We start from the raw sequence: 21,236 nt of genomic DNA on the forward strand, positions 1-21,236 counted from the left end.
GTGTTCGAACAGCCACCGCACAGAGAGAGGCGGAACGGTGACGGCCCCGCGAAGGCCGCGTGATCGCCGCCTCGCGGCTCTAGGGGATCGATGACTGAGTATGGCCGGGGCCCAGGCTCCGAACCGTGGCATCCGGAGGACCCGTTGTACGGGGACGGCGGATGGGACGGGCAGCAGGCACAAACGGGTCATCAGCCTGCCCACGGCGGCCAGCCGCAGCACCACCACTACCCGCAGCAGCCGCAGCAGCAGTACTGGGCCGACGGACAGGCGCAGCAGTACGACCAGCACCAGTACGGCCAGCAGCAGTACCCCGAGCAGCAGTACCCCCAGCAGCCCTACGACCCGCAGCAGTACCAGCAGCCCCACGGCCAGCAGCAGTACCCGCAGCCCTATCACGAGGGGTACCAGGAGGGTGGCTGGGACGGTACCGGCACCCACGCCCACGTCCCGTACGCCGCCGATCCCGGCGACCCCTATGGCCAGCAGGCCGCCGCGTACGGCGCCGAGCAGCCCGACTTCTACGGCACCCCGGACGCGTATCCGCCGCCGGAACCGCCCGCCCGGCGGCACCCGGAGTCCGATCCGGAGCCGGAACCCGAGCCGGAGGCCGAGCCGAAACCCGACTGGGACCCCGGGCCCGACCAGGGCGAGCACGCCTTCTTCGCGGGCGGCGGGGACGAGGACGACGAGGACGACGACGATCCCGAAGGCCGCGGGGGCCGTCGGGGTCGCGGCGGCAAGGGCGGCAAGACCGCCAAGGGCAAGAAGAAGAGCCGCAACGGCTGCGCCTGCCTGGTCGTCGTGCTGGTGTTCGCCGGGGGGATCGGCGGCGCCGGTTACTTCGGCTACCACTTCTACAAGAATCGTTACGGCGCGGCCCCGGACTACTCGGGCAATGGCACGAGCCAGACCGTGAGCGTCCAGATTCCCGAGGGTGCGGGCGGCGCGCAGATCGGCCGGCTGCTGAAGGAGGCCGGCGTGGTCAAGAGCGTCGACGCCTTCGTGTCCGCGGCCACGAACAATCCCGATGGTGACAAGATCCAGGCCGGCGCGTACATCCTGAAGAAGGAGATGTCCGCGAAGAGCGCCGTCGCGATGATGCTCGACGGGGACAGCCAGGCCAACGTGATGGTCAAGCCCGGCCAGCGCAATGTACAGATCTACACGGTCATCGACGAGAAACTCGGCCTTTCCTCCGGAACCACCAAGAAGATCGCCGAGAAGGACTACAAGAGCCTCGGGTTGCCCAGCTGGGCGAACAACAACAGCGAGATCAAGGACCCACTGGAAGGCTTCCTCTTCCCGGGCACCTATCCCGCGGCCAAGGGCATGAAGCCCGAGACGGTCCTCAAGGGCATGGTGGCCGCGGCCGCGAAGAAGTACGCGTCGTACGACCTGGCGGGCAAGGCCGAGGCGCTCAATCTGGACGACCCCCTGCAGGTCGTCACCGTCGCGAGCCTCGTCCAGGCCGAGGGCAAGACGGTGGACGACTACCGCAAGATGGCGGAGGTGGTCTACAACCGCCTCGATCGCGCGAACCCCGAGACCTACGGCTTCCTGCAGTTCGACTCGACCTTCAATTACCTGAAGAGCGAGAGCAAGATCAATATCAGCGAGTCGGAGATCACCAGCAACAAGGACCCGTACAACACCTACACCAACAAGGGCCTCCCGCCCGGACCGATCGGAAACCCGGGGGAGGTCGCGCTCAAGGCGACGCTGAATCCGACCGACGACGGCTGGTACTACTTCGTGGCGACCGACGGGGTGAGCAAGACCGAGTTCGCCAAGACGCACAAGGAATTCTTGAAGCTCAGGGACAAGTTCAATGCAAGCACGGGCAACTGACGCCCGCCGAGCCGCCGTACTCGGCAGCCCCATCACCCACTCCCTCTCCCCGGTGCTCCACCGCGCCGCGTACGAGGCGCTGGAGCTCACCGACTGGACGTACGACCGCTTCGACGTCGACGAGGAGGCCCTGCCCGGCTTCGTCGCGGGGCTGGGCCGGGAGTGGGCCGGGCTGTCGCTGACCATGCCGCTCAAGCGCGCGGTCATCCCGTTGCTCGACGAGATCAGCGAGACGGCGGCCTCCGTCGACGCGGTCAACACCCTGGTGTTCACCGAGGACGGCCGCCGCCTCGGCGACAACACCGACATCCCCGGCATGGTCGCCGCCCTGCGCGAGCACGGAGTCGAACAGGTCGACTCGGCCGCGATCCTCGGCGCCGGCGCCACCGCGTCCTCGGCGCTGGCCGCCCTGGCCAGGGTCTGCACCGGCGAGATCGTGGCCTATGTCCGCAGTCAGGCCCGGGCCGCCGAGATGCGGCGGTGGAGCGAGCGCCTGGACGTCGGCGTCCGGATCGCCGACTGGACCGATGCCGCCGACGCCCTGCGCTTCCCGCTCGTCGTCGCTACCACTCCGGCCGGGACCACGGACGCCCTGGCCACCTCGGTGCCGGAGCGGCCCGCCACCCTCTTCGACGTGCTCTACGACCCCTGGCCGACCGAGCTCGCCGCCCGCTGGTCCATGTTCGGCGGCGCCGTCGTCAGCGGGCTCGACCTGCTCGTCCACCAGGCGGTCCTGCAGGTGGAGCAGATGACCGGCCTCGCCCCGGCACCCCTGGAGGCCATGCGCAAGGCGGGCGAACACGCGCTCGCCTCCCGACCGGACCCCCAGCACCGGAGCGGGAACACGCTGTGAGCCCTTCCCCTTCGTCGTAAGCCCTGCTCCTTCGTCCGTCTGTTCCTCCTTTCGTCCGTCTAATGGACCGTGCCGCCGGTCCGCCCCGCGGACGTGGGAGGATCGAGGTGGCTGGCCGGAGCCGCGCACCCGGCCGGGCCGACGACGTACGCGAGGACGCGCGTAGGGCAGTACCAGGGCGCGAGCACTGAGGAGCATCGTTGAGCAGGCTGCGTTGGCTGACCGCGGGGGAGTCCCACGGTCCCGCACTTGTCGCGACGCTGGAGGGCCTTCCCGCCGGCGTGCCGATCACCACGGAGATGGTGGCCGACCATCTCGCGCGGCGGCGGCTCGGCTATGGACGCGGCGCGCGGATGAAGTTCGAGCGCGACGAGGTCACCTTCCTCGGCGGCGTCCGGCACGGACTCACGCTCGGCTCCCCGGTGGCGGTCATGGTGGGCAACACCGAGTGGCCGAAGTGGGAGCAGGTCATGGCGGCCGACCCGGTCGACCCGGAGATCCTCGCCGGCCTCGCCCGCAACGCCCCGCTGACCCGGCCCCGCCCCGGCCACGCCGACCTGGCCGGCATGCAGAAGTACGGCTTCGACGAGGCCCGGCCGATCCTGGAGCGCGCCTCCGCCCGGGAGACCGCCGCCCGCGTCGCCCTCGGCGCCGTGGCCCGGTCGTACCTGAAGGAGACGGCCGGGATCGAGATCGTCTCCCACGTCGTCGAGCTGGCCGCCGCCAAGGCGCCCTACGGCGTCCACCCGACCCCCGCCGACGTCGAGAGGCTGGACGCCGATCCGGTGCGCTGCCTGGACGCGGACGCGTCGAAGGCGATGGTCGCGGAGATCGACCAGGCCCACAAGGACGGCGACACCCTCGGCGGGATCGTCGAGGTGCTGGCGTACGACGTCCCGGTCGGTCTGGGCTCGCACGTGCACTGGGACCGCCGGCTGGACGCCCGGCTCGCCGCCGCCCTCATGGGCATCCAGGCGATCAAGGGCGTCGAGGTCGGCGACGGCTTCGGCCTCGCGCGCGTGCCGGGTTCCCAGGCGCACGACGAGATCGTCACCACGCCCGACGGCATCAGGCGCTCCACCGGCCGTTCCGGCGGCACCGAGGGCGGTCTGACCACCGGTGAGCTGCTGCGCGTACGCGCCGCGATGAAGCCGATCGCGACCGTGCCGCGGGCCCTGCAGACCGTCGACGTCACCACGGGCGAGGCCACCCAGGCGCACCACCAGCGCTCCGACGTGTGCGCGGTGCCGGCGGCCGGGATCGTCGCCGAGGCGATGGTCGCGCTGGTGCTCGCCGACGCGGTCGCGGAGAAGTTCGGCGGCGACAGCGTCACCGAGACCCGCCGCAACGTCCGCTCGTACCTCGACAACCTGCACATCCGATGAGCGGGCCCCTGGTCGTCCTGGTCGGCCCGATGGGCGTCGGCAAGTCCACCGTCGGGCGGCTGCTGGCCGACCGGCTCGGCGTCGGTTACCGGGACACGGACGACGACATCGTCGCCGAGCAGGGCCGCAGCATCGCGGAGATCTTCGTCGACGAGGGCGAGCAGACCTTCCGCGCGATCGAGAAGCTCGCCGTGCACACGGCGCTCGCCGAACACGACGGCGTCCTGGCGCTCGGCGGCGGCTCCATCCTCGACGCGGACACCCGCGGCCTGCTGGCGGACCAGCAGGTGGTCTACCTGTCGATGGACGTCGAGGAGGCCGTCAAACGCACCGGCCTCAACGCGGCCCGCCCACTGCTCGCGGTCAACCCGCGCAAGCAGTGGCGCGAGCTGATGGAGGCCCGCCGAAGCCTGTACGAGGGTGTCGCCACGGCCGTCGTGCCGACCGACGGCCGCACGCCCGAGGACGTCACCCAAGCCGCCCTGGACGCCCTGGAGTTGAAGGAAGCATGAGCAGTGAGTCTGTGACCCGGATCCGGGTCGGCGGCAGCGCGGGTTCCGAGCCCTACGAGGTCCTGGTGGGCCGTCGGCTGCTCGGCGAACTCGCCGGGCTGATCGGTCCCAGGGCCAAGCGCGTCGCCGTGATCCACCCCGAGGCGCTCGCCGAGACCGGTGAGGCGCTCCGTGCCGACCTGGCCGCGCAGGGCTACGAGTCCGTCGCCATCCAGGTGCCCAACGCCGAGGAGGCCAAGACCGCCGAGGTCGCCGCGTACTGCTGGAAGGCGCTCGGCCAGTCCGGTTTCACGCGCACCGACGTGGTGGTCGGCGTCGGCGGCGGCGCCACCACGGACCTCGCCGGATTCGTGGCCGCCACCTGGTTGCGCGGGGTGCGCTGGGTCGCCGTACCGACGACCGTGCTCGCCATGGTGGACGCGGCCGTGGGCGGCAAGACCGGCATCAACACCGCCGAGGGCAAGAACCTCGTCGGCGCCTTCCACCCGCCGGCGGGCGTCCTGTGCGATCTGGCCGCGCTGGACTCCCTCCCGGTCAACGACTACGTCTCCGGACTCGCGGAGATCATCAAGGCCGGTTTCATCGCCGACCCGGCGATCCTCGACCTCATCGAGTCCGACCCCGAGGCCGCCCGCACCCCGGCCGGCCCGCACACGGCCGAACTGATCGAGCGCTCCATCAAGGTCAAGGCGGACGTGGTCTCGTCCGACCTGAAGGAGTCGGGGCTGCGGGAGATCCTCAACTACGGCCACACCCTCGCGCACGCCATCGAGAAGAACGAGCGCTACAAGTGGCGGCACGGCGCGGCCGTGTCGGTGGGGATGCACTTCGCCGCCGAACTGGGCCGCCTCGCGGGTCGCCTGGACGACGCGACGGCCGACCGTCACCGCACCGTCCTCGAATCCGTCGGGCTGCCGCTGCACTACCGCTACGACCAGTGGCCCAAGCTGCTGGAGACCATGAAGGTCGACAAGAAGTCGCGGGGCGACCTGCTGCGCTTCATCGTCCTGGACGGTCTCGCCAAGCCGACCGTCCTGGAGGGACCCGACCCGGCGGTGCTCCTCGCCGCGTACGGCGAAGTCGGACAGTAGGAGCACGCGAACGGGTGAGTAAGTCCACCAGGTCCCCTTCCGCCCGATTCACTTTCCACAGCGGGCACTTGGGACCGCCCCCGGCCGTTCACCAAACGACGGCCGGGGGCGGTACCGTTCAGTAGCGAAGGAAAGGGATCAACCCCCGACCGCCAGCGCCCATTGCCTGTACGAGACGGAGTGGCACCGGATGCAGCACGCAGTGGGTTCTCCGCTGCCGCCGCCCCACCAGCCGGGGCACGGTCCGGCCGCCGACTGGTCGTCGGCCGCCCACCACCCGGGCCCGCACCAGCCGGGATACCTCGGGGCTCCCTCGGGCCCGGTGCCACCGGCCCCGCAGCCCCCCATCCCCCCGGTGCCGCCGCCATCGGCCCCGCAGCCTCCCACCCCACCGGCGCCGCAGCACGCCCCCGTCCCGCCGGGCACCGACGTCACCGGCCACGTCCCGCTGCCTCCCGGCGGCCCCGTCGCCATGCCCAGCGCACCGCCCGCCGCGACCGCCCCGGATTCCGCGACCACCACCCTCGCCGTGCTGCTCATCGGCCCCGCGGGCGCCGGCAAGACCAGCGTCGCCAAGTTCTGGGCATCTCACCGCCGGGTCCCCACCGCCCACGTCAGCCTCGACGACGTACGCGAATGGGTCCGCTCGGGCTTCGCCGACCCACAGCGCGGCTGGAACGACCACTCCGAGGCCCAGTACCGCCTGGCCCGCCGCACCTGCGGCTTCGCCGCGCGCAACTTCCTCGCCAACGGCATCTCCTGCATCCTCGACGACGCGATCTTCCCCGACCGCCCGGTCGTCGGCCTCGGCGGCTGGAAACGCCACGTGGGCCCCGGTCTCCTCCCGGTCGTCCTCCTGCCCGGTCTGGAGGTCGTCCTGGAACGCAACGCGGAACGCTCGGGCAACCGCCGACTCACCGACGAGGAGGTGGCCCGCATCCACGGCCGCATGGCCGGCTGGTACGGCTCGGGCCTCCCCATCATCGACAACTCCCAGATGGACGTCCCGACGACGGCAAGGGTCCTGGACGAGGTGCTGGCCCGGGCGATAGCGAGTCCCCCGAAGTGGTGACGGGGGTGACCGCGGATCTCAGGGGTGTGGGGACCCGCGCGAGCAGCCCCCGTCGGCCCGCACCCGGCGGACAACCCCACCGGCCCCTCCCAACCGGCACAATCCGCCCACCGCTCCTACGCTCGACTTATGTCAGAGGTGTACGGGACTCGCCGCGCGCGACTGAGGGACCGCTGTAGCTCGAGCGGCGGCGCAGCCGCGCTCATCTCCCGCCCCGCGAATGTGAGGTACCTCGCGGGCGCTGCGCCCGAGGGTGCCGTCCTCCTGCTGGGCAGGCGCGAGGACGTCCTCGTCTGCACGGGCCCGCCCGACGACCGCCCCGCCGAGGCCGGCCGCCCGGACGAGACCCTCCGCATGCACACCCTGCCCCACGCCGGAGGCGACCCCGCGGTGGCCGCGGCGGGCCTCCTCACGGCCCAGGGCGGCGACTGCCTCGCCGTGGAGGAACACCACCTCACCGTCGCCCGCCACCGGGAACTGCGCTCGGTCGCCCCACGACTTCGCCTCACGGGCCTCGGCGGCGCGGTGGAACAGCTCCGCGTGGTGAAGGACGAGGAAGAGATCTCCTGCCTCCGCATCGGCGCCGAGATCGCCGACCAGGCCCTCGGTGAGCTGCTGGAGTCCATCCTCGTCGGCCGCACCGAACGCCACCTCGCCCTCGAACTGGAACGGCGGCTCGTCGACCACGGAGCCGACGGCCCCGCCTTCCCCACCTCCGTCGCCACCGGCCCGAACTCCGGCCGACGCGGACACCGGCCCACCGACCGGAGGGTCGAGGAGGGCGACTTCCTCTCCGTCTGTCTCGGCGCGACCTACCGCGGCTACCGCTGCGAGATCGGCCGCACCTTCGTCATCGGGACGTCTCCCGCCGACTGGCAGATCGAGCTGTACGACCTCGTCTTCGCCGCCCAGCGCGCCGGACGCGAGTCCCTGGCACCCGGCGCCGCCTGCCGTGATGTGGACCGCGCGGCACGCCAGATCCTCGACTCGGCGGGGTACGCACAGAGCCTTCCGGCGCTGACAGGGCACGGGGTCGGACTCGAATTCGACGAGGACCCGCAGTTGGCTCCCGCGGCCATGGGTAAACTGGACGCTTGCGTGCCGGTCACCGTCGAACCGGGGGTCCACCTCCCGGGCCGGGGCGGTGTCCGGATCGATGACACGCTCGTCGTACGCCCCGAGGCGGACGGCGGACCCGAGCTACTCACCATCACGACCAAGGAACTGCTCGCACTCTAGGCAAGGTGCGCGCCCCCGGGGTCGTCCACGTCAGTCCAGGAGATTCCGCAACCGTGGCTTCCACGAACGACCTCAAGAACGGCATGGTGCTCAAGCTCGAAGGCGGCCAGCTCTGGTCCGTCGTCGAGTTCCAGCACGTCAAGCCCGGCAAGGGCCCGGCCTTCGTGCGCACCAAGCTCAAGAACGTGCTCTCCGGCAAGGTCGTCGACAAGACCTTCAACGCCGGCGTCAAGGTCGAGACGGCCACTGTCGACAAGCGCGACATGCAGTTCTCGTACATGGACGGCGACTACTTCGTCTTCATGGACATGGAGACCTACGACCAGCTGCACATCGACCGGAAGGCCGTCGGCGACGCCGCGAACTTCCTGATCGAGGGCTTCACCGCCACCGTCGCGCAGCACGAGGGCGAGGTGCTCTTCGTCGAGCTCCCCGCCGCCGTCGAGCTGACCATCCAGCACACCGACCCGGGCGTCCAGGGCGACCGCTCCACCGGCGGCACCAAGCCCGCGACGCTGGAGACGGGTCACGAGATCCAGGTCCCGCTCTTCATCACCACCGGTGAGAAGATCAAGGTCGACACCCGCACCAGCGACTACCTCGGCCGGGTGAACAGCTAACCGTGGCTGCCCGCAACACGGCCCGCAAGCGCGCCTTCCAGATCCTCTTCGAGGGCGACCAGCGCGGAGCCGACGTCCTGACGGTCCTCGCGGACTGGATCCGGCTTTCCCGGGCCGACACCCGGCAGCCGCCGGTGAGCGAGTACACGATGCAGCTGGTCGAGGGCTACGCAGAGCACACGAAGCGCATCGACGAGCTGATCTCCCAGTACTCCGTCGGCTGGACGCTCGACCGGATGCCGGTCGTCGACCGCAACATCCTCCGGCTCGGCGCCTACGAGCTGATCTGGGCCGACGAGATCCCGGACGCCGTCGTCATCGACGAGATGGTGCAGCTGGCGAAGGAGTTCTCCACGGACGACTCGCCGTCGTTCGTCAACGGCCTGCTCGCCCGGCTGAAGGACCTCAAGCCGTCCTTGCGCCGGGACGAGGCATAGGCGGTACGACAAACGCCGGAGGGCCCGCAGCATCACTGCTGCGGGCCCTCCGGCATGTCCGTGCCCCCGGCGCCCGGTACGCCCCTAGAAGGCCCCAGGGGTGGCGGGAACCACTCGGTTCCGGCCAGCCCGAGGGTACGTTTCTGCTGAGCCGCAGAGCGGCTCAGCTCTCCTCGTGGGAGACCGCGCGACGCGCGTCCGCGTCCAGCACGCCCCAGCTGATCAGCTGCTCGGTGAGGACCGAGGGCGACTGGTCGTAGATGACGGAGAGCGTGCGCAGGTCGTCCTGGCGGATCGACAGCACCTTGCCGTTGTAGTCACCGCGCTGGGACTGGATCGTCGCCGCGTAGCGTTGCAGGGGGCCGGCCTTCTCGACCGGCACATGGGCCAGTCGCTCCAGGTCCAGGACCAGCTTCGGCGGGGGCTCGGCCGCCCCGCCCGGGGTGGTGCCCGGCAGCAGCTCCTGGACGGGGACGCCGTAGAAGTCCGCCAGCTCGGCAAGGCGCTGCACGGTCACGGCGCGGTCGCCGCGCTCGTACGAACCGACCACGACCGCCTTCCAGCGTCCCTGGGACTTCTCCTCGACACCGTGGAGGGAAAGGCCCTGCTGGGTGCGGATCGCCCGGAGCTTGGCCCCGAGCTGTTTGGCGTATTCGCTGGACATATAGCTCCCCGGCACTGGGTCGACGCGACTGGACTTTGGTTCCCGGCCGCGCGGCTGGTAACTCATTGTGAGGTTACGCAGCGTGATTCTTCTGCGTCAAGCCGAATGGTCCACACCGACTCTTCCGTGGTATCGATGGCCGGTACCGCCAAGGGGGTGATCGGGGTCGTCTCCGGGGGCTGCTACGGTGGATGGCGCAAACCCGACGTCCTTTAAGGTCCGTCCCGTGAGGCGGAGAAGGAGGTCCTTTTCGTATGGACACTCAAGCGTCCGATGCGCGGCCCGTTCTCGAAGGCCCCGACATCGCGCGGGTACTGACCCGCATCGCCCACGAGATCGTCGAGCGCGCCAAGGGCGCCGACGACGTGGTGCTCCTCGGCATTCCGACCCGGGGCGTCTTCCTCGCCCAGCGGCTGGCCGCCAAGCTCGAGCAGATCACCGACCGCAAGATCCCGGTCGGCTCCCTCGACATCACCATGTACCGCGACGACCTGCGCATGCACCCGCCGCGTGCGCTGGCCCGCACCGAGATCCCCGGTGACGGCCTCGACGGCAAGCTGGTCGTCCTCGTCGACGACGTGCTCTTCTCCGGCCGTACCATCCGCGCCGCCCTCGACGCCCTGAACGACATCGGGCGCCCCCGCGCGGTCCAGCTCGCGGTCCTCGTCGACCGCGGCCACCGCGAACTGCCCATCCGCGCCGACTACGTCGGCAAGAACCTCCCCACGTCGTTGCGGGAGACGGTCAAGGTCCAGCTCGCCGAGGAGGACGGTCGGGACACCGTGCTGCTCGGTGTGAAGCAGACCCAGTAGCAGACGGATCCCGGCCGCCGATCCGGCGCGCCCCCGCCTGCCCGGATTCTCCCCTATATACGTGAACTGCCTTACGGAGCCTGACAGATGCAGCGTCATCTCATCTCGGCCGCCGACCTCACCCGCGACGACGCCGTCCTGATCCTCGACACCGCCGAGGAGATGGCCCGGGTCGCCGACCGGCCCATCAAGAAACTGCCGACCCTGCGCGGCCGCACGATCGTCAACCTCTTCTTCGAGGACTCCACGCGCACCCGTATCTCCTTCGAGGCCGCCGAGAAGCGCCTCTCGGCGGACGTCATCAACTTCTCGGCCAAGGGATCGAGCGTGTCCAAGGGCGAGTCCCTCAAGGACACCGCCCAGACGCTGGAGGCCATGGGCGTCGACGCCGTAGTCATTCGGCACGGCGCCTCCGGAGCCCCCTACCGCCTCGCGAACTCGGGCTGGATCGACGCGGCCGTCGTCAACGCCGGCGACGGCACCCACCAGCACCCCACCCAGGCGCTGCTCGACGCCTTCACCATGCGCCGCCGCCTGGTCGGCCGGGACGCCGGCATCGGGCAGGACCTCTCCGGCAAGCGCATCACCATCGTCGGCGACGTCCTGCACAGCCGGGTGGCCCGCTCCAACGTCGACCTGCTGCACACCCTCGGCGCCGAGGTCACCCTGGTCGCCCCGCCCACCCTGGTGCCGGTCGGCATCGAGACCTGGCCCTGCGAGGTGTCGTACGACCTCGACAGCACCCTGCCCAAGTCCGACGCGGTGATGATGCTGCGCGTGCAGCGCGAGCGGATGAACGCCGCGTTCTTCCCGACCGAGCGTGAGTACTCGCGGCGCTACGGCCTCGACGGCGACCGCATGGCGAAGATGCCCGAGCACGCCATCGTGATGCACCCCGGCCCGATGGTCCGCGGCATGGAGATCACCGCCGAGGTCGCCGACTCCGACCGCTGCACCGTCGTCGAGCAGGTCGCCAACGGCGTGTCCATCCGGATGGCCGTTCTCTATCTGCTGTTGGGCGGCAACGAGCCCGCCGTCAGCCACGCCCGTACCACCGAGGAGAAGTAACAACCCATGAGCAAGATCCTGATCCGTGGTGCGAAGGTGCTCGGCGGCGAGCCGCAGGACGTCCTGATCGACGGCTCGGTCATCGAGGCCGTGGGGACCGGACTCCCGGACGAGGGCGCCGAGGTCGTGGAGGCGGCCGGCAAGGTGCTGCTGCCGGGACTGGTCGACCTGCACACCCATCTGCGGGAGCCCGGCCGCGAGGACTCCGAGACGGTCCTGACGGGTACGCGGGCCGCCGCGAGCGGTGGCTACACGGCCGTGTTCGCCATGGCCAACACCTTCCCGGTCGCCGACACCGCCGGTGTCGTCGAGCAGGTCTACCGGCTCGGCCAGGAGCACGGCTACTGCGACGTGCAGCCGATCGGCGCCGTCACGGTCGGCCTGGAGGGCAGGAAGCTCGCCGAGCTCGGGGCCATGCACGAGTCGGCGGCCGGTGTCACCGTCTTCTCCGACGACGGCAAGTGCGTCGACGACGCCGTGATCATGCGGCGCGCCCTGGAGTACGTGAAGGCCTTCGGCGGGGTCGTCGCCCAGCACGCGCAGGAGCCGCGGCTGACCGAGGGCGCCCAGATGAACGAGGGCATCGTCTCCGCCCAGCTGGGTCTCGGGGGCTGGCCGGCGGTGGCCGAAGAATCGATCATCGCCCGGGACGTCCTGCTCGCCGAGCACGTGGGCTCTCGGGTGCACATCTGCCACCTCTCGACCGCGGGGTCGGTCGAGATCGTGCGCTGGGCCAAGTCCCGCGGCATCGACGTCACCGCCGAGGTCACCCCGCACCACCTGCTGCTCACCGACGAGCTGGTCCGGACGTACAACCCGGTCTACAAGGTGAACCCCCCGCTGCGCACCGAGCGTGACGTGCGCGCCCTGCGCGAGGCGCTCGCCGACGGCACGATCGACATCGTCGCCACCGACCACGCGCCGCATCCCCACGAGGACAAGGACTGCGAGTGGGCCGCGGCGGCCATGGGCATGGTCGGCCTGGAGACCGCGTTGTCGGTGGTCCAGGAGACGATGGTGGAGACGGGCCTGCTGGACTGGGCGGGGGTCGCCGAGCGCATGTCCTTCACGCCGGCCAGGATCGGGCGGGCCAAGGGGCACGGGCGTCCCGTCTCGGCAGGTGAGCCCGCCAACCTCACGCTCGTCGACACGGAATACCGTGGGTCCGTGGACCCCGCGGGCTTCGCCTCGCGCAGCCGCAACACCCCGTACGAGGGGCGTGAGCTGCCGGGCCGTGTGACGCACACGTGGCTCCGGGGCAAGGCCACGCTCGTCGACGGGAAGCTCACGTGACATCTGCAGCACTACTGCTCGCGGCCGAGAAGGAATCGGCCGAAGTGACCGACTGGGCCGCGCGGATCGGCTGGGTGGTCGGCCTCGGACTGTTCGTCGCGCTCGTCTACTGGCTGATGCGCGAGGGCTGGAAGTGGCGGGGCACGCTCCAGGGCGACATCCCCGAGCTGCCCACCGCGCCTTCCGAGCCGGGTGCGGCGAGACTGACGATGAGCGGCCGCTACCACGGCTCCACCACCGCCGGGCAGTGGCTCGACCGCATCGTGGCGCACGGCCTGGGCACCCGCAGCCTGGTCGAGCTCACCCTGACGGACGCGGGACTGGACGTCGTACGCCCCGGCGCGACCGACTTCTTCATCCCCGCGGGCGCGCTGCGCGAGGCCCTGCTCGGCAAGGGCATCGCCGGCAAGGTCCTCACCGAGGGCGGACTGCTCGTGGTGACCTGGCAGCACGGCGACAAGCTGATCGACTCCGGCTTCCGCTCCGACCACGCGGCCGAGCACACCGAGTGGGTCGACGCCATCAACTCCATGATCAAGAACAGCACGACGGAAGGCGCACGATGACGACCTCCACCAGGGGAGCCACCAAGGCTCCCGCCGTACTCGTCCTGGAGGACGGCCGGATCTTCCGCGGCCGTGCCTACGGGGCCGTGGGGGAGACCTTCGGCGAAGCGGTGTTCTCCACCGGCATGACCGGCTACCAGGAGACCCTCACCGACCCGTCGTACGACCGCCAGATCGTCGTCGCGACCGCCCCGCAGATCGGCAACACCGGCTGGAACGACGAGGACGACGAGTCGAGCCGCATCTGGGTGTCCGGCTACGTCGTACGGGACCCCGCGCGCGTGCCGTCCAACTGGCGCGCCAAGCGGTCGCTGGACGACGAGCTGGTCAAGCAGAACATCGTCGGCATCTCCGGCATCGACACCCGCGCCCTCACCCGCCACCTGCGCGAGCGCGGCTCCATGCGGGCCGGCATCTTCTCCGGCGAGGCGATCGCCGCCGAGAACGAGCTCCTCGCGCGCGTGCAGTCCCAGCCGCACATGAAGGGCGCCAGCCTCTACGAGGAGGTCGCCACCCAGGAGGCCTACGTCGTCCCGGCGGTCGGCGAGAAGAGGTTCACCGTCGCCGCCATCGACCTCGGCATCAAGGGCATGACCCCGCACCGCATGGCCGAGCGCGGCATCGAGGTGCACGTGCTCCCGGCGACGGCCTCGGCTCAGGACGTGTACGCCGTGAACCCCGACGGCGTGTTCTTCTCCAACGGCCCGGGCGACCCGGCCACCGCCGACGGCCCGGTCGCGCTGATGACCGAGGTGCTGGAGCGCAGGACGCCGCTCTTCGGCATCTGCTTCGGCAACCAGATCCTCGGCCGCGCCCTCGGCTTCGGCACCTACAAGCTGAAGTACGGCCACCGGGGCATCAACCAGCCGGTCCAGGACCGTACGACCGGCAAGGTCGAGGTCACCGCGCACAACCACGGCTTCGCCGTGGACGCGCCGCTCGACAAGGTCAGCGAGACCAGGTTCGGCCGCGCCGAGGTCTCCCACGTCTGCCTGAACGACGACGTCGTGGAGGGGCTGCAGCTGCTCGACCAGCCGGCCTTCTCCGTCCAGTACCACCCCGAAGCGGCAGCGGGCCCACACGACGCCGCCTACCTGTTCGACCGCTTCGTATCCCTGATGGAGGGCCAGCGTGCCTAAGCGCACCGATATCCAGTCCGTCCTGGTCATCGGCTCCGGCCCGATCGTCATCGGCCAGGCCGCCGAGTTCGACTACTCCGGGACCCAGGCCTGCCGCATCCTGCGAGCCGAAGGGCTGCGCGTCGTCCTGGTCAACTCCAACCCGGCGACGATCATGACCGACCCGGAGATCGCCGACGCCACCTACGTCGAGCCGATCACCCCCGAGTTCGTCGAGAAGATCATCGCCAAGGAGCGTCCCGACGCGCTGCTGCCCACCCTGGGCGGCCAGACGGCCCTCAACACGGCGATCTCGCTGCACGAGAACGGCGTCCTGGACAAGTACGGCGTCGAGCTGATCGGCGCCAATGTGGAGGCCATCCACAAGGGCGAGGACCGCGACCAGTTCAAGGAGGTCGTGGAGGAGGTCCGCCGCAAGATCGGGCACGGAGAGTCCGCCCGGTCCGTGATCTGCCACACCATGGACGAGGTCCTCGCGGGCGTGGACACGCTCGGCGGCTACCCGGTCGTCGTCCGTCCCTCCTTCACCATGGGCGGCGCCGGCTCCGGCTTCGCCCACGACGAGGAGGAGCTGCGCCGCATCGCGGGCCAGGGCCTCACCCTCTCGCCGACCACCGAGGTGCTCCTGGAGGAGTCCATCCTCGGCTGGAAGGAGTACGAGCTGGAGCTGATGCGCGACAAGCACGACAACGTCGTGGTCGTCTGCTCCATCGAGAACTTCGACCCGATGGGCGTGCACACCGGCGACTCGATCACCGTCGCGCCCGCGATGACGCTGACCGACCGCGAGTACCAGATCCTGCGTGACATCGGCATCGCCGTGATCCGCGAGGTCGGCGTCGACACCGGTGGCTGCAACATCCAGTTCGCGGTGAACCCCGAGGACGGTCGCGTGATCGTCATCGAGATGAACCCGCGTGTGTCGCGGTCGTCGGCCCTCGCCTCCAAGGCGACGGGCTTCCCGATCGCCAAGATCGCGGCCAAGCTCGCCGTCGGCTACACCCTCGACGAGATCCCGAACGACATCACGCAGGAGACCCCGGCCTCCTTCGAGCCCACGCTGGACTACGTGGTCGTGAAGGCCCCGCGGTTCGCCTTCGAGAAGTTCCCGAGCGCCGACTCCACCCTCACGACCACCATGAAGTCGGTGGGCGAGGCCATGGCGATCGGCCGCAACTTCACCGAGGCCTTCCAGAAGGCGCTGCGCTCCCTGGAGAGGAAGGGCAGCCAGTTCACCTTCGTCGGCGAGCCCGGCGACAAGGACGAGCTGCTGCGCGAGGCCGTCCGGCCCACCGACGGCCGGATCAACACCGTCATGCAGGCCGTCCGCGCGGGCGCCACGCCCGAGGAGGTCTTCGAGTACACGAAGATCGACCCCTGGTTCGTCGACCAGCTCTTCCTCATCAAGGAGATCGCGGACGAGCTGGCCGCCGCCGACCGGCTGGACACCGAACTGCTGGCCGAGGCCAAGCGGCACGGCTTCTCCGACCAGCAGATCGCCGAGATCCGCGGCCTGCGCGAGGACGTCGTCCGCGAGGTCCGGCACGCCCTCGGCGTCCGCCCGGTCTACAAGACGGTGGACACCTGCGCCGCCGAGTTCGCCGCGAAGACCCCGTACTTCTACTCCTCCTACGACGAGGAGAGCGAGGTCGCGCCGCGGGAGAAGCCCGCGGTGATCATCCTGGGCTCCGGCCCGAACCGCATCGGCCAGGGCATCGAGTTCGACTACTCCTGCGTCCACGCCTCCTTCGCGCTGTCCGACGCCGGGTACGAGACCGTGATGGTCAACTGCAACCCGGAGACCGTCTCCACCGACTACGACACCTCCGACCGCCTGTACTTCGAGCCGCTGACGCTGGAGGACGTGCTGGAGATCGTGCACGCGGAGGCGCAGGCCGGCCCGATCGCCGGTGTCGTCGTCCAGCTCGGCGGCCAGACCCCGCTGGGCCTGGCGCAGGCGCTCAAGGACAACGGCGTGCCGATCGTCGGCACCTCCCCCGAGGCCATCCACGCGGCCGAGGACCGGGGCGCCTTCGGGCGCGTGCTCGCCGAGGCCGGTCTCCCGGCCCCGAAGCACGGCACGGCCACCACCTTCGCGGAGGCCAAGGCCATCGCCGACGAGATCGGCTACCCGGTCCTGGTCCGGCCCTCCTACGTCCTGGGCGGCCGCGGCATGGAGATCGTCTACGACGAGACCCGTCTGTCGTCCTACATCGCCGAGTCGACCGAGATCAGCCCCACCCGGCCGGTCCTCGTCGACCGCTTCCTCGACGACGCGATCGAGATCGACGTGGACGCCCTGTACGACGGCGAGGAGCTGTACCTCGGGGGCGTCATGGAGCACATCGAGGAAGCCGGCATCCACTCCGGCGACTCGGCGTGCGCCCTGCCCCCGATCACGCTCGGCGGCTTCGACATCAAGCGCCTGCGGGCCTCCACGGAGGCCATCGCGCGCGGTGTGGGCGTCCGGGGCCTGATCAACATCCAGTTCGCGATGGCTGGCGACATCCTCTACGTGCTGGAGGCCAACCCGCGCGCGTCCCGTACGGTCCCCTTCACCTCGAAGGCGACGGCGGTGCCGCTGGCGAAGGCCGCCGCCCGGATCTCGCTGGGCGCGACCATCGCCGAGCTGCGGGCCGAGGGGCTCCTCCCGGCGACCGGGGACGGCGGCGAGCTGCCGCTGGACGCGCCGATCTCCGTCAAGGAGGCCGTGATGCCGTGGACCCGCTTCCGCGACACCTCCGGCCGCGGCGTCGACACCGTGCTCGGCCCGGAGATGCGCTCCACCGGCGAGGTCATGGGCATCGACTCCGTCTTCGGCACGGCGTACGCCAAGTCGCAGGCGGGCGCGTACGGTCCGCTGCCCACCAAGGGCCGCGCCTTCATCTCGGTCGCCAACCGCGACAAGCGCTCGATGATCTTCCCCGCGCGCGAGCTGGTCGCCCACGGCTTCGAGCTGCTCGCCACCTCCGGCACCGCCGAGGTCCTCAAGCGCAACGGCATCAAGGCCACGGTGGTGCGCAAGCAGTTCGAGGGCACCGGCCCGAACGGCGAGAAGACGATCGTCCAGCTCATCCACGACGGAGAGGTCGACCTCATCGTCAACACCCCGTACGGCACCGGCGGCCGCCTCGACGGCTACGAGATCCGTACGGCGGCCGTGGCGCGGTCAGTGCCCTGCCTGACGACGGTCCAGGCACTCGCCGCCGCCGTCCAGGGCATCGACGCCCTCAACCACGGTGACGTGGGCGTGCGTTCGCTCCAGGAACACGCGCAACACCTGACCGCGGCCCGCGACTAGCAGCCGACGAGGGGGACACCGGAAACGGTGTCCCCCTCTGTATGAGGACCGCTGTCATGAGGACCGCTGTCTTCATGAGGACCCGAGGACTCTTCCGATGTACAAGCTTTTCTTCCGTCTGGTTTTCCGACGGATGGACCCTGAGCAGGCCCACTACCTGGCCTTCCGCTGGATCCGGTTCGCCGTCCGCGTCCCGGTGCTGCGCACGTTCGTGGCGGCCGCTCTCGCCCCGCGCTACGAGGAACTGCGCACCGAGGCGTTCGGCCTTCGCATGCACGGTCCGTTCGGGCTCGCGGCCGGCTTCGACAAGAACGCGGTCGCGATCGACGGCATGTCGATGCTCGGTTTCGACCATGTCGAGATCGGTACCGTCACCGGTGAGCCGCAGCCCGGCAACCCCAGGAAGCGGCTGTTCCGCCTGGTGAAGGACCGGGCGCTCATCAACCGCATGGGCTTCAACAACGAGGGCTCGCTGGCCGTCGCCGCGCGCCTGGCCTCGCGTACGCCCGTCTTCAGGACGGTGGTGGGCGTCAACATCGGCAAGACGAAGGTCGTACCGGAGGAGGAGGCCGTCGGCGACTACGTGAAGTCGACCGAGCGGCTCGCGCCGTACGCCGACTACCTGGTCGTGAACGTGTCCTCGCCGAACACGCCCGGGCTGCGCAATCTGCAGGCCACCGAGGCGCTGCGGCCGCTGCTGAGGGCCGTCCGGGAGGCCGCCGACCGTACGGTGACCTCGCGCCGGGTCCCGCTGCTGGTGAAGATCGCCCCGGACCTCGCCGACGAGGACGTGGACGCGGTCGCCGACCTCGCCGTGGAACTCGGTCTGGACGGGATCATCGCCACGAACACCACCGTCGCGCGCGAGGGCCTCGGTCTGACAGCCGAACCCTCTCTGGTCAAGGAGGCCGGCGGCCTGTCGGGCGCCCCGCTGAAGGCGCGCTCCCTGGAGGTCCTGAGGCGTCTGTACGCGCGTGTGGGCGATCGGATCACCCTGGTGGGTGTCGGCGGCGTCGGGAACGCCGAGGACGCCTGGCAGCGCATTCTGGCCGGTGCCACGCTGGTGCAGGGCTACAGCGCCTTCGTCTACGAGGGGCCCTTCTGGGGCCGCGCCATCCACAAGGGGCTCGCCACCCGGCTGCGCACGAGCCCGTACGCCACCCTCGCCGACGCGGTCGGCGCCGACGTGAGGAAGACGGCATGACCCTGGAGCCCTTCGGCGCGCGCCTCCGCCGGGCGATGGACGAGCGCGGCCCCCTCTGCGTCGGGATCGACCCGCACGCCTCCCTGCTCGTCGAATGGGGCCTGAACGACGACGTGGCGGGCCTGGAGCGGTTCAGCCGCACGGTCGTGGAGGCGGTGGCCGACCGGGTCGCCGTACTGAAGCCGCAGAGCGCGTTCTTCGAGAGGTTCGGCTCGCGGGGGATCGCCGTCCTGGAGAAGTCGGTCCAGGAGGCGCGGGCCGCGGGAGCCCTGGTGGTCATGGACGCCAAGCGAGGCGACATCGGCTCGACCATGGCCGCCTACGCCGAGTCCTTCCTGCACAAGGACGCGCCCCTGTTCTCGGACGCGCTGACCGTCTCGCCGTACCTCGGCTACGGCTCCCTCAGCCCGGCCGTCGCGCTCGCCCGGGAGAACGGCGCGGGACTGTTCGTGCTGGCGCTGACCTCCAACCCGGAGGGCGGCGAGGTCCAGCACGCGGTGCGGGCGGACGGCCGTGACGTCGGCGCGACCATGCTCGCGCACCTGGCGCTGGAGAACGCGGGGGAGGAGCCCCTGGGTTCCTTCGGGGCGGTCATCGGGGCCACGCTCGGCGATCTCTCGTCCTACGACCTCGACATCAACGGCCCCCTCCTCGCGCCCGGTGTCGGCGCGCAGGGGGCGACGCCGGCGGACCTTCCGGGGGTGTTCGGCGCCGCGCTGCGCGACGTGGTGCCGAATGTCAGCCGGGGGGTGTTGCGCCACGGTCCCGACGCGGTCGCGCTGCGTGACGCAGCGGACCGTTTCGCCGAGGAGATCCGGGCGGCGACGGAGTCCGCCTGATGGGCGGTCCGAGGGCTTCTCAAACCTCCGAGGGGTGCCTCGTGGCGGATTTGAGGCTGGATACATCCTCAAATCCGGGGCACTATGTCTGAAATATCCCGTCCTGACGGAGGCTGACCAGGACTTTTCCTCTGTTCTCGCTGACTCAGGCGGACTTGGCCGCTAGTCTCCGAGCAGTGGGGCTACCTCCCACGTTCTTAAAGCAGTGGGGGAGAACGGGCAGAGCGTGTTGCTCGTATCTCCCTAGGTGTGGGGCGACTAGGTTCCTCACCGGTCCGTATCCGACAGTTCGACATCCGAGGTGACGTAGGCGTGGCTCTTCCGCCCCTTACCCCCGAACAGCGCGCAGCCGCGCTCGAAAAGGCCGCCGCGGCTCGCCGGGAGCGGGCCGAGGTCAAGAATCGACTCAAGCACTCCGGCGCCTCCCTGCACGAGGTCATCAAGCAGGGCCAGGAGAACGACGTCATCGGCAAGATGAAGGTCTCCGCGCTGCTCGAGTCCCTTCCGGGCGTGGGCAAGGTCCGCGCCAAGCAGATCATGGAGCGACTCGGCATCTCCGAGAGCCGCCGTGTGCGCGGTCTCGGTTCCAACCAGATCGCCTCCCTGGAGCGTGAGTTCGGCAGCACCGGTTCCTGAACCCGGGTACTCCGGGAAGGAAGTCCCGGGCACTCCGGGATTGCTGGAATAATCGCTGCATGAGTGAACGTCCGCGGCTGACCGTGCTCTCCGGCCCCTCCGGGGTCGGCAAGAGCACGGTCGTCGCCCATATGCGCAAGGAACACCCCGAGGTCTGGCTCTCGGTGTCGGCGACGACCCGCAAGCCACGCCCCGGCGAGAAGCACGGAGTCCACTACTTCTTCGTCACCGACGACGAGATGGACAAGCTGATCGCCAACGGTGAACTGCTGGAGTGGGCCGAGTTCGCGGGCAACCGCTACGGCACGCCGCGAGCCGCCGTGCTGGAGCGTCTGGAGGCCGGTGAACCCGTCCTCCTGGAGATCGACCTCCAGGGCGCGCGGCAGGTCCGCGAGTCCATGCCGGAGGCCCAGCTGGTGTTCCTGGCTCCTCCCTCCTGGGAGGAACTCGTGCGCAGACTCACCGGGCGGGGCACCGAGCCGCCCGAGGTCATCGAACGCCGGCTGGACGCCGCCAAGATCGAACTCGCGGCCGAGCCGGAGTTCGACGTGACCCTGGTCAACACCTCCGTCGAGGACGTGGCGCGTGAGCTGCTAGCCTTGATGGATGTCGTGTGATCGTCACGATCACACCCAGTGAATCGTCCTGATTCTT

The 21,236-nt window shown here is 70.2% G+C and carries 20 protein-coding genes; 19 read left to right on the forward strand and 1 reads right to left on the reverse strand.

Translation table 11 applies throughout. From position 1 onward, the window contains the following. The first annotated feature begins 90 nt into the window (after nt 1–90). From mltG to nusB, 9 genes are all read left to right on the forward strand, one after another. The gene (gene mltG, locus ACIBVL_RS28135; RefSeq protein WP_399101096.1) at nt 91–1,851 is read left to right on the forward strand and encodes an endolytic transglycosylase MltG; all 1,761 of its coding nucleotides are present in this window, start codon (nt 91–93) and stop codon (nt 1,849–1,851) included. After that, a complete protein-coding gene (locus ACIBVL_RS28140) occupies nt 1,832–2,704 on the forward strand; it encodes a shikimate dehydrogenase (protein WP_399101098.1) in 873 nt (290 codons plus the stop codon). Before mltG ends, ACIBVL_RS28140 begins: the two co-directional genes overlap by 20 nt. Before the next feature lie 200 nt (nt 2,705–2,904). Next, nucleotides 2,905–4,089: a chorismate synthase gene (gene aroC / locus ACIBVL_RS28145; RefSeq protein ID WP_399101100.1), complete on the forward strand. Its 1,185-nt coding sequence runs from the start codon at nt 2,905–2,907 to the stop codon at nt 4,087–4,089. Beyond that, complete coding sequence (locus ACIBVL_RS28150) at nt 4,086–4,601, forward strand: shikimate kinase (protein ID WP_399101102.1); 516 nt, start codon at nt 4,086–4,088, stop codon at nt 4,599–4,601. The genes aroC and ACIBVL_RS28150 overlap by 4 nt, the downstream gene beginning before the upstream one ends. Continuing rightward, entirely contained in the window at nt 4,598–5,692 is a 1,095-nt protein-coding gene (gene aroB / locus ACIBVL_RS28155; protein ID WP_399101104.1) for a 3-dehydroquinate synthase, read from the forward strand. Before ACIBVL_RS28150 ends, aroB begins: the two co-directional genes overlap by 4 nt. A gap of 190 nt (nt 5,693–5,882) precedes the next feature. Next, nucleotides 5,883–6,764, forward strand: a complete 882-nt coding sequence (locus ACIBVL_RS28160; protein ID WP_399101106.1) for a Pro-rich N-terminal domain-containing protein — start codon at nt 5,883–5,885, stop codon at nt 6,762–6,764. Nucleotides 6,765–6,893: 129 nt separating this feature from the next. Next, nucleotides 6,894–8,003, forward strand: a complete 1,110-nt coding sequence (locus ACIBVL_RS28165; RefSeq protein WP_399101109.1) for an aminopeptidase P family protein — start codon at nt 6,894–6,896, stop codon at nt 8,001–8,003. A 53-nt stretch (nt 8,004–8,056) separates the two neighbouring features. Further along, a complete protein-coding gene (efp, locus tag ACIBVL_RS28170) occupies nt 8,057–8,623 on the forward strand; it encodes an elongation factor P (protein WP_399101111.1) in 567 nt (188 codons plus the stop codon). A gap of 2 nt (nt 8,624–8,625) precedes the next feature. Then, nucleotides 8,626–9,060: a transcription antitermination factor NusB gene (gene nusB / locus ACIBVL_RS28175; RefSeq protein WP_399101113.1), complete on the forward strand. Its 435-nt coding sequence runs from the start codon at nt 8,626–8,628 to the stop codon at nt 9,058–9,060. A 163-nt stretch (nt 9,061–9,223) separates the two neighbouring features. Here nusB and bldD read toward each other — a convergent pair whose 3' ends face one another. Continuing rightward, nucleotides 9,224–9,724 (reverse strand): transcriptional regulator BldD, encoded by a 501-nt coding sequence (bldD, locus tag ACIBVL_RS28180; RefSeq protein WP_399101115.1) that lies wholly within the window; start codon nt 9,722–9,724, stop codon nt 9,224–9,226. Between the two features lie 254 nt (nt 9,725–9,978). Here bldD and pyrR point away from each other — a divergent pair, with 254 nt between their 5' ends. The 10 genes from pyrR (at nt 9,979) to gmk (ending at nt 21,199) form a co-directional block, all read left to right on the forward strand. Beyond that, on the forward strand, nt 9,979–10,536 hold the full coding sequence (gene pyrR / locus ACIBVL_RS28185; RefSeq protein WP_390662342.1) for a bifunctional pyr operon transcriptional regulator/uracil phosphoribosyltransferase PyrR: 558 nt from the start codon (nt 9,979–9,981) through the stop codon (nt 10,534–10,536). 87 nt (nt 10,537–10,623) lie between these two features. Beyond that, the gene (locus ACIBVL_RS28190) at nt 10,624–11,604 is read left to right on the forward strand and encodes an aspartate carbamoyltransferase catalytic subunit (RefSeq protein WP_399101117.1); all 981 of its coding nucleotides are present in this window, start codon (nt 10,624–10,626) and stop codon (nt 11,602–11,604) included. Nucleotides 11,605–11,610: 6 nt separating this feature from the next. After that, nucleotides 11,611–12,897, forward strand: a complete 1,287-nt coding sequence (locus tag ACIBVL_RS28195; RefSeq protein ID WP_399101119.1) for a dihydroorotase — start codon at nt 11,611–11,613, stop codon at nt 12,895–12,897. Beyond that, nucleotides 12,894–13,463, forward strand: coding sequence for a hypothetical protein (locus ACIBVL_RS28200; protein WP_399101121.1), 570 nt, complete (start codon nt 12,894–12,896; stop codon nt 13,461–13,463). The genes ACIBVL_RS28195 and ACIBVL_RS28200 overlap by 4 nt, the downstream gene beginning before the upstream one ends. Next, nucleotides 13,460–14,602 carry a glutamine-hydrolyzing carbamoyl-phosphate synthase small subunit gene (carA, locus tag ACIBVL_RS28205; RefSeq protein WP_399101123.1) on the forward strand — a complete coding sequence of 381 codons (1,143 nt, stop codon included), beginning with the start codon at nt 13,460–13,462 and terminating at the stop codon, nt 14,600–14,602. Before ACIBVL_RS28200 ends, carA begins: the two co-directional genes overlap by 4 nt. Further along, nucleotides 14,595–17,903 (forward strand): carbamoyl-phosphate synthase large subunit, encoded by a 3,309-nt coding sequence (carB, locus tag ACIBVL_RS28210; RefSeq protein WP_399101125.1) that lies wholly within the window; start codon nt 14,595–14,597, stop codon nt 17,901–17,903. The genes carA and carB overlap by 8 nt, the downstream gene beginning before the upstream one ends. A gap of 97 nt (nt 17,904–18,000) precedes the next feature. Beyond that, nucleotides 18,001–19,107, forward strand: coding sequence for a quinone-dependent dihydroorotate dehydrogenase (locus ACIBVL_RS28215; protein ID WP_399101127.1), 1,107 nt, complete (start codon nt 18,001–18,003; stop codon nt 19,105–19,107). Next, nucleotides 19,104–19,946, forward strand: a complete 843-nt coding sequence (gene pyrF, locus ACIBVL_RS28220) for an orotidine-5'-phosphate decarboxylase (RefSeq protein ID WP_399101129.1) — start codon at nt 19,104–19,106, stop codon at nt 19,944–19,946. The genes ACIBVL_RS28215 and pyrF overlap by 4 nt, the downstream gene beginning before the upstream one ends. A 312-nt stretch (nt 19,947–20,258) precedes the next feature. After that, nucleotides 20,259–20,582, forward strand: a complete 324-nt coding sequence (locus tag ACIBVL_RS28225) for an integration host factor (RefSeq protein WP_003977346.1) — start codon at nt 20,259–20,261, stop codon at nt 20,580–20,582. A gap of 59 nt (nt 20,583–20,641) precedes the next feature. Beyond that, on the forward strand, nt 20,642–21,199 hold the full coding sequence (gene gmk / locus ACIBVL_RS28230) for a guanylate kinase (protein WP_399101131.1): 558 nt from the start codon (nt 20,642–20,644) through the stop codon (nt 21,197–21,199). Nucleotides 21,200–21,236 lie beyond the last annotated feature (37 nt).

Source organism: Streptomyces sp. NPDC049687, assembly GCF_044465285.1.
In the GTDB taxonomy this organism is placed as follows: Bacteria; Actinomycetota; Actinomycetes; order Streptomycetales; family Streptomycetaceae; genus Streptomyces.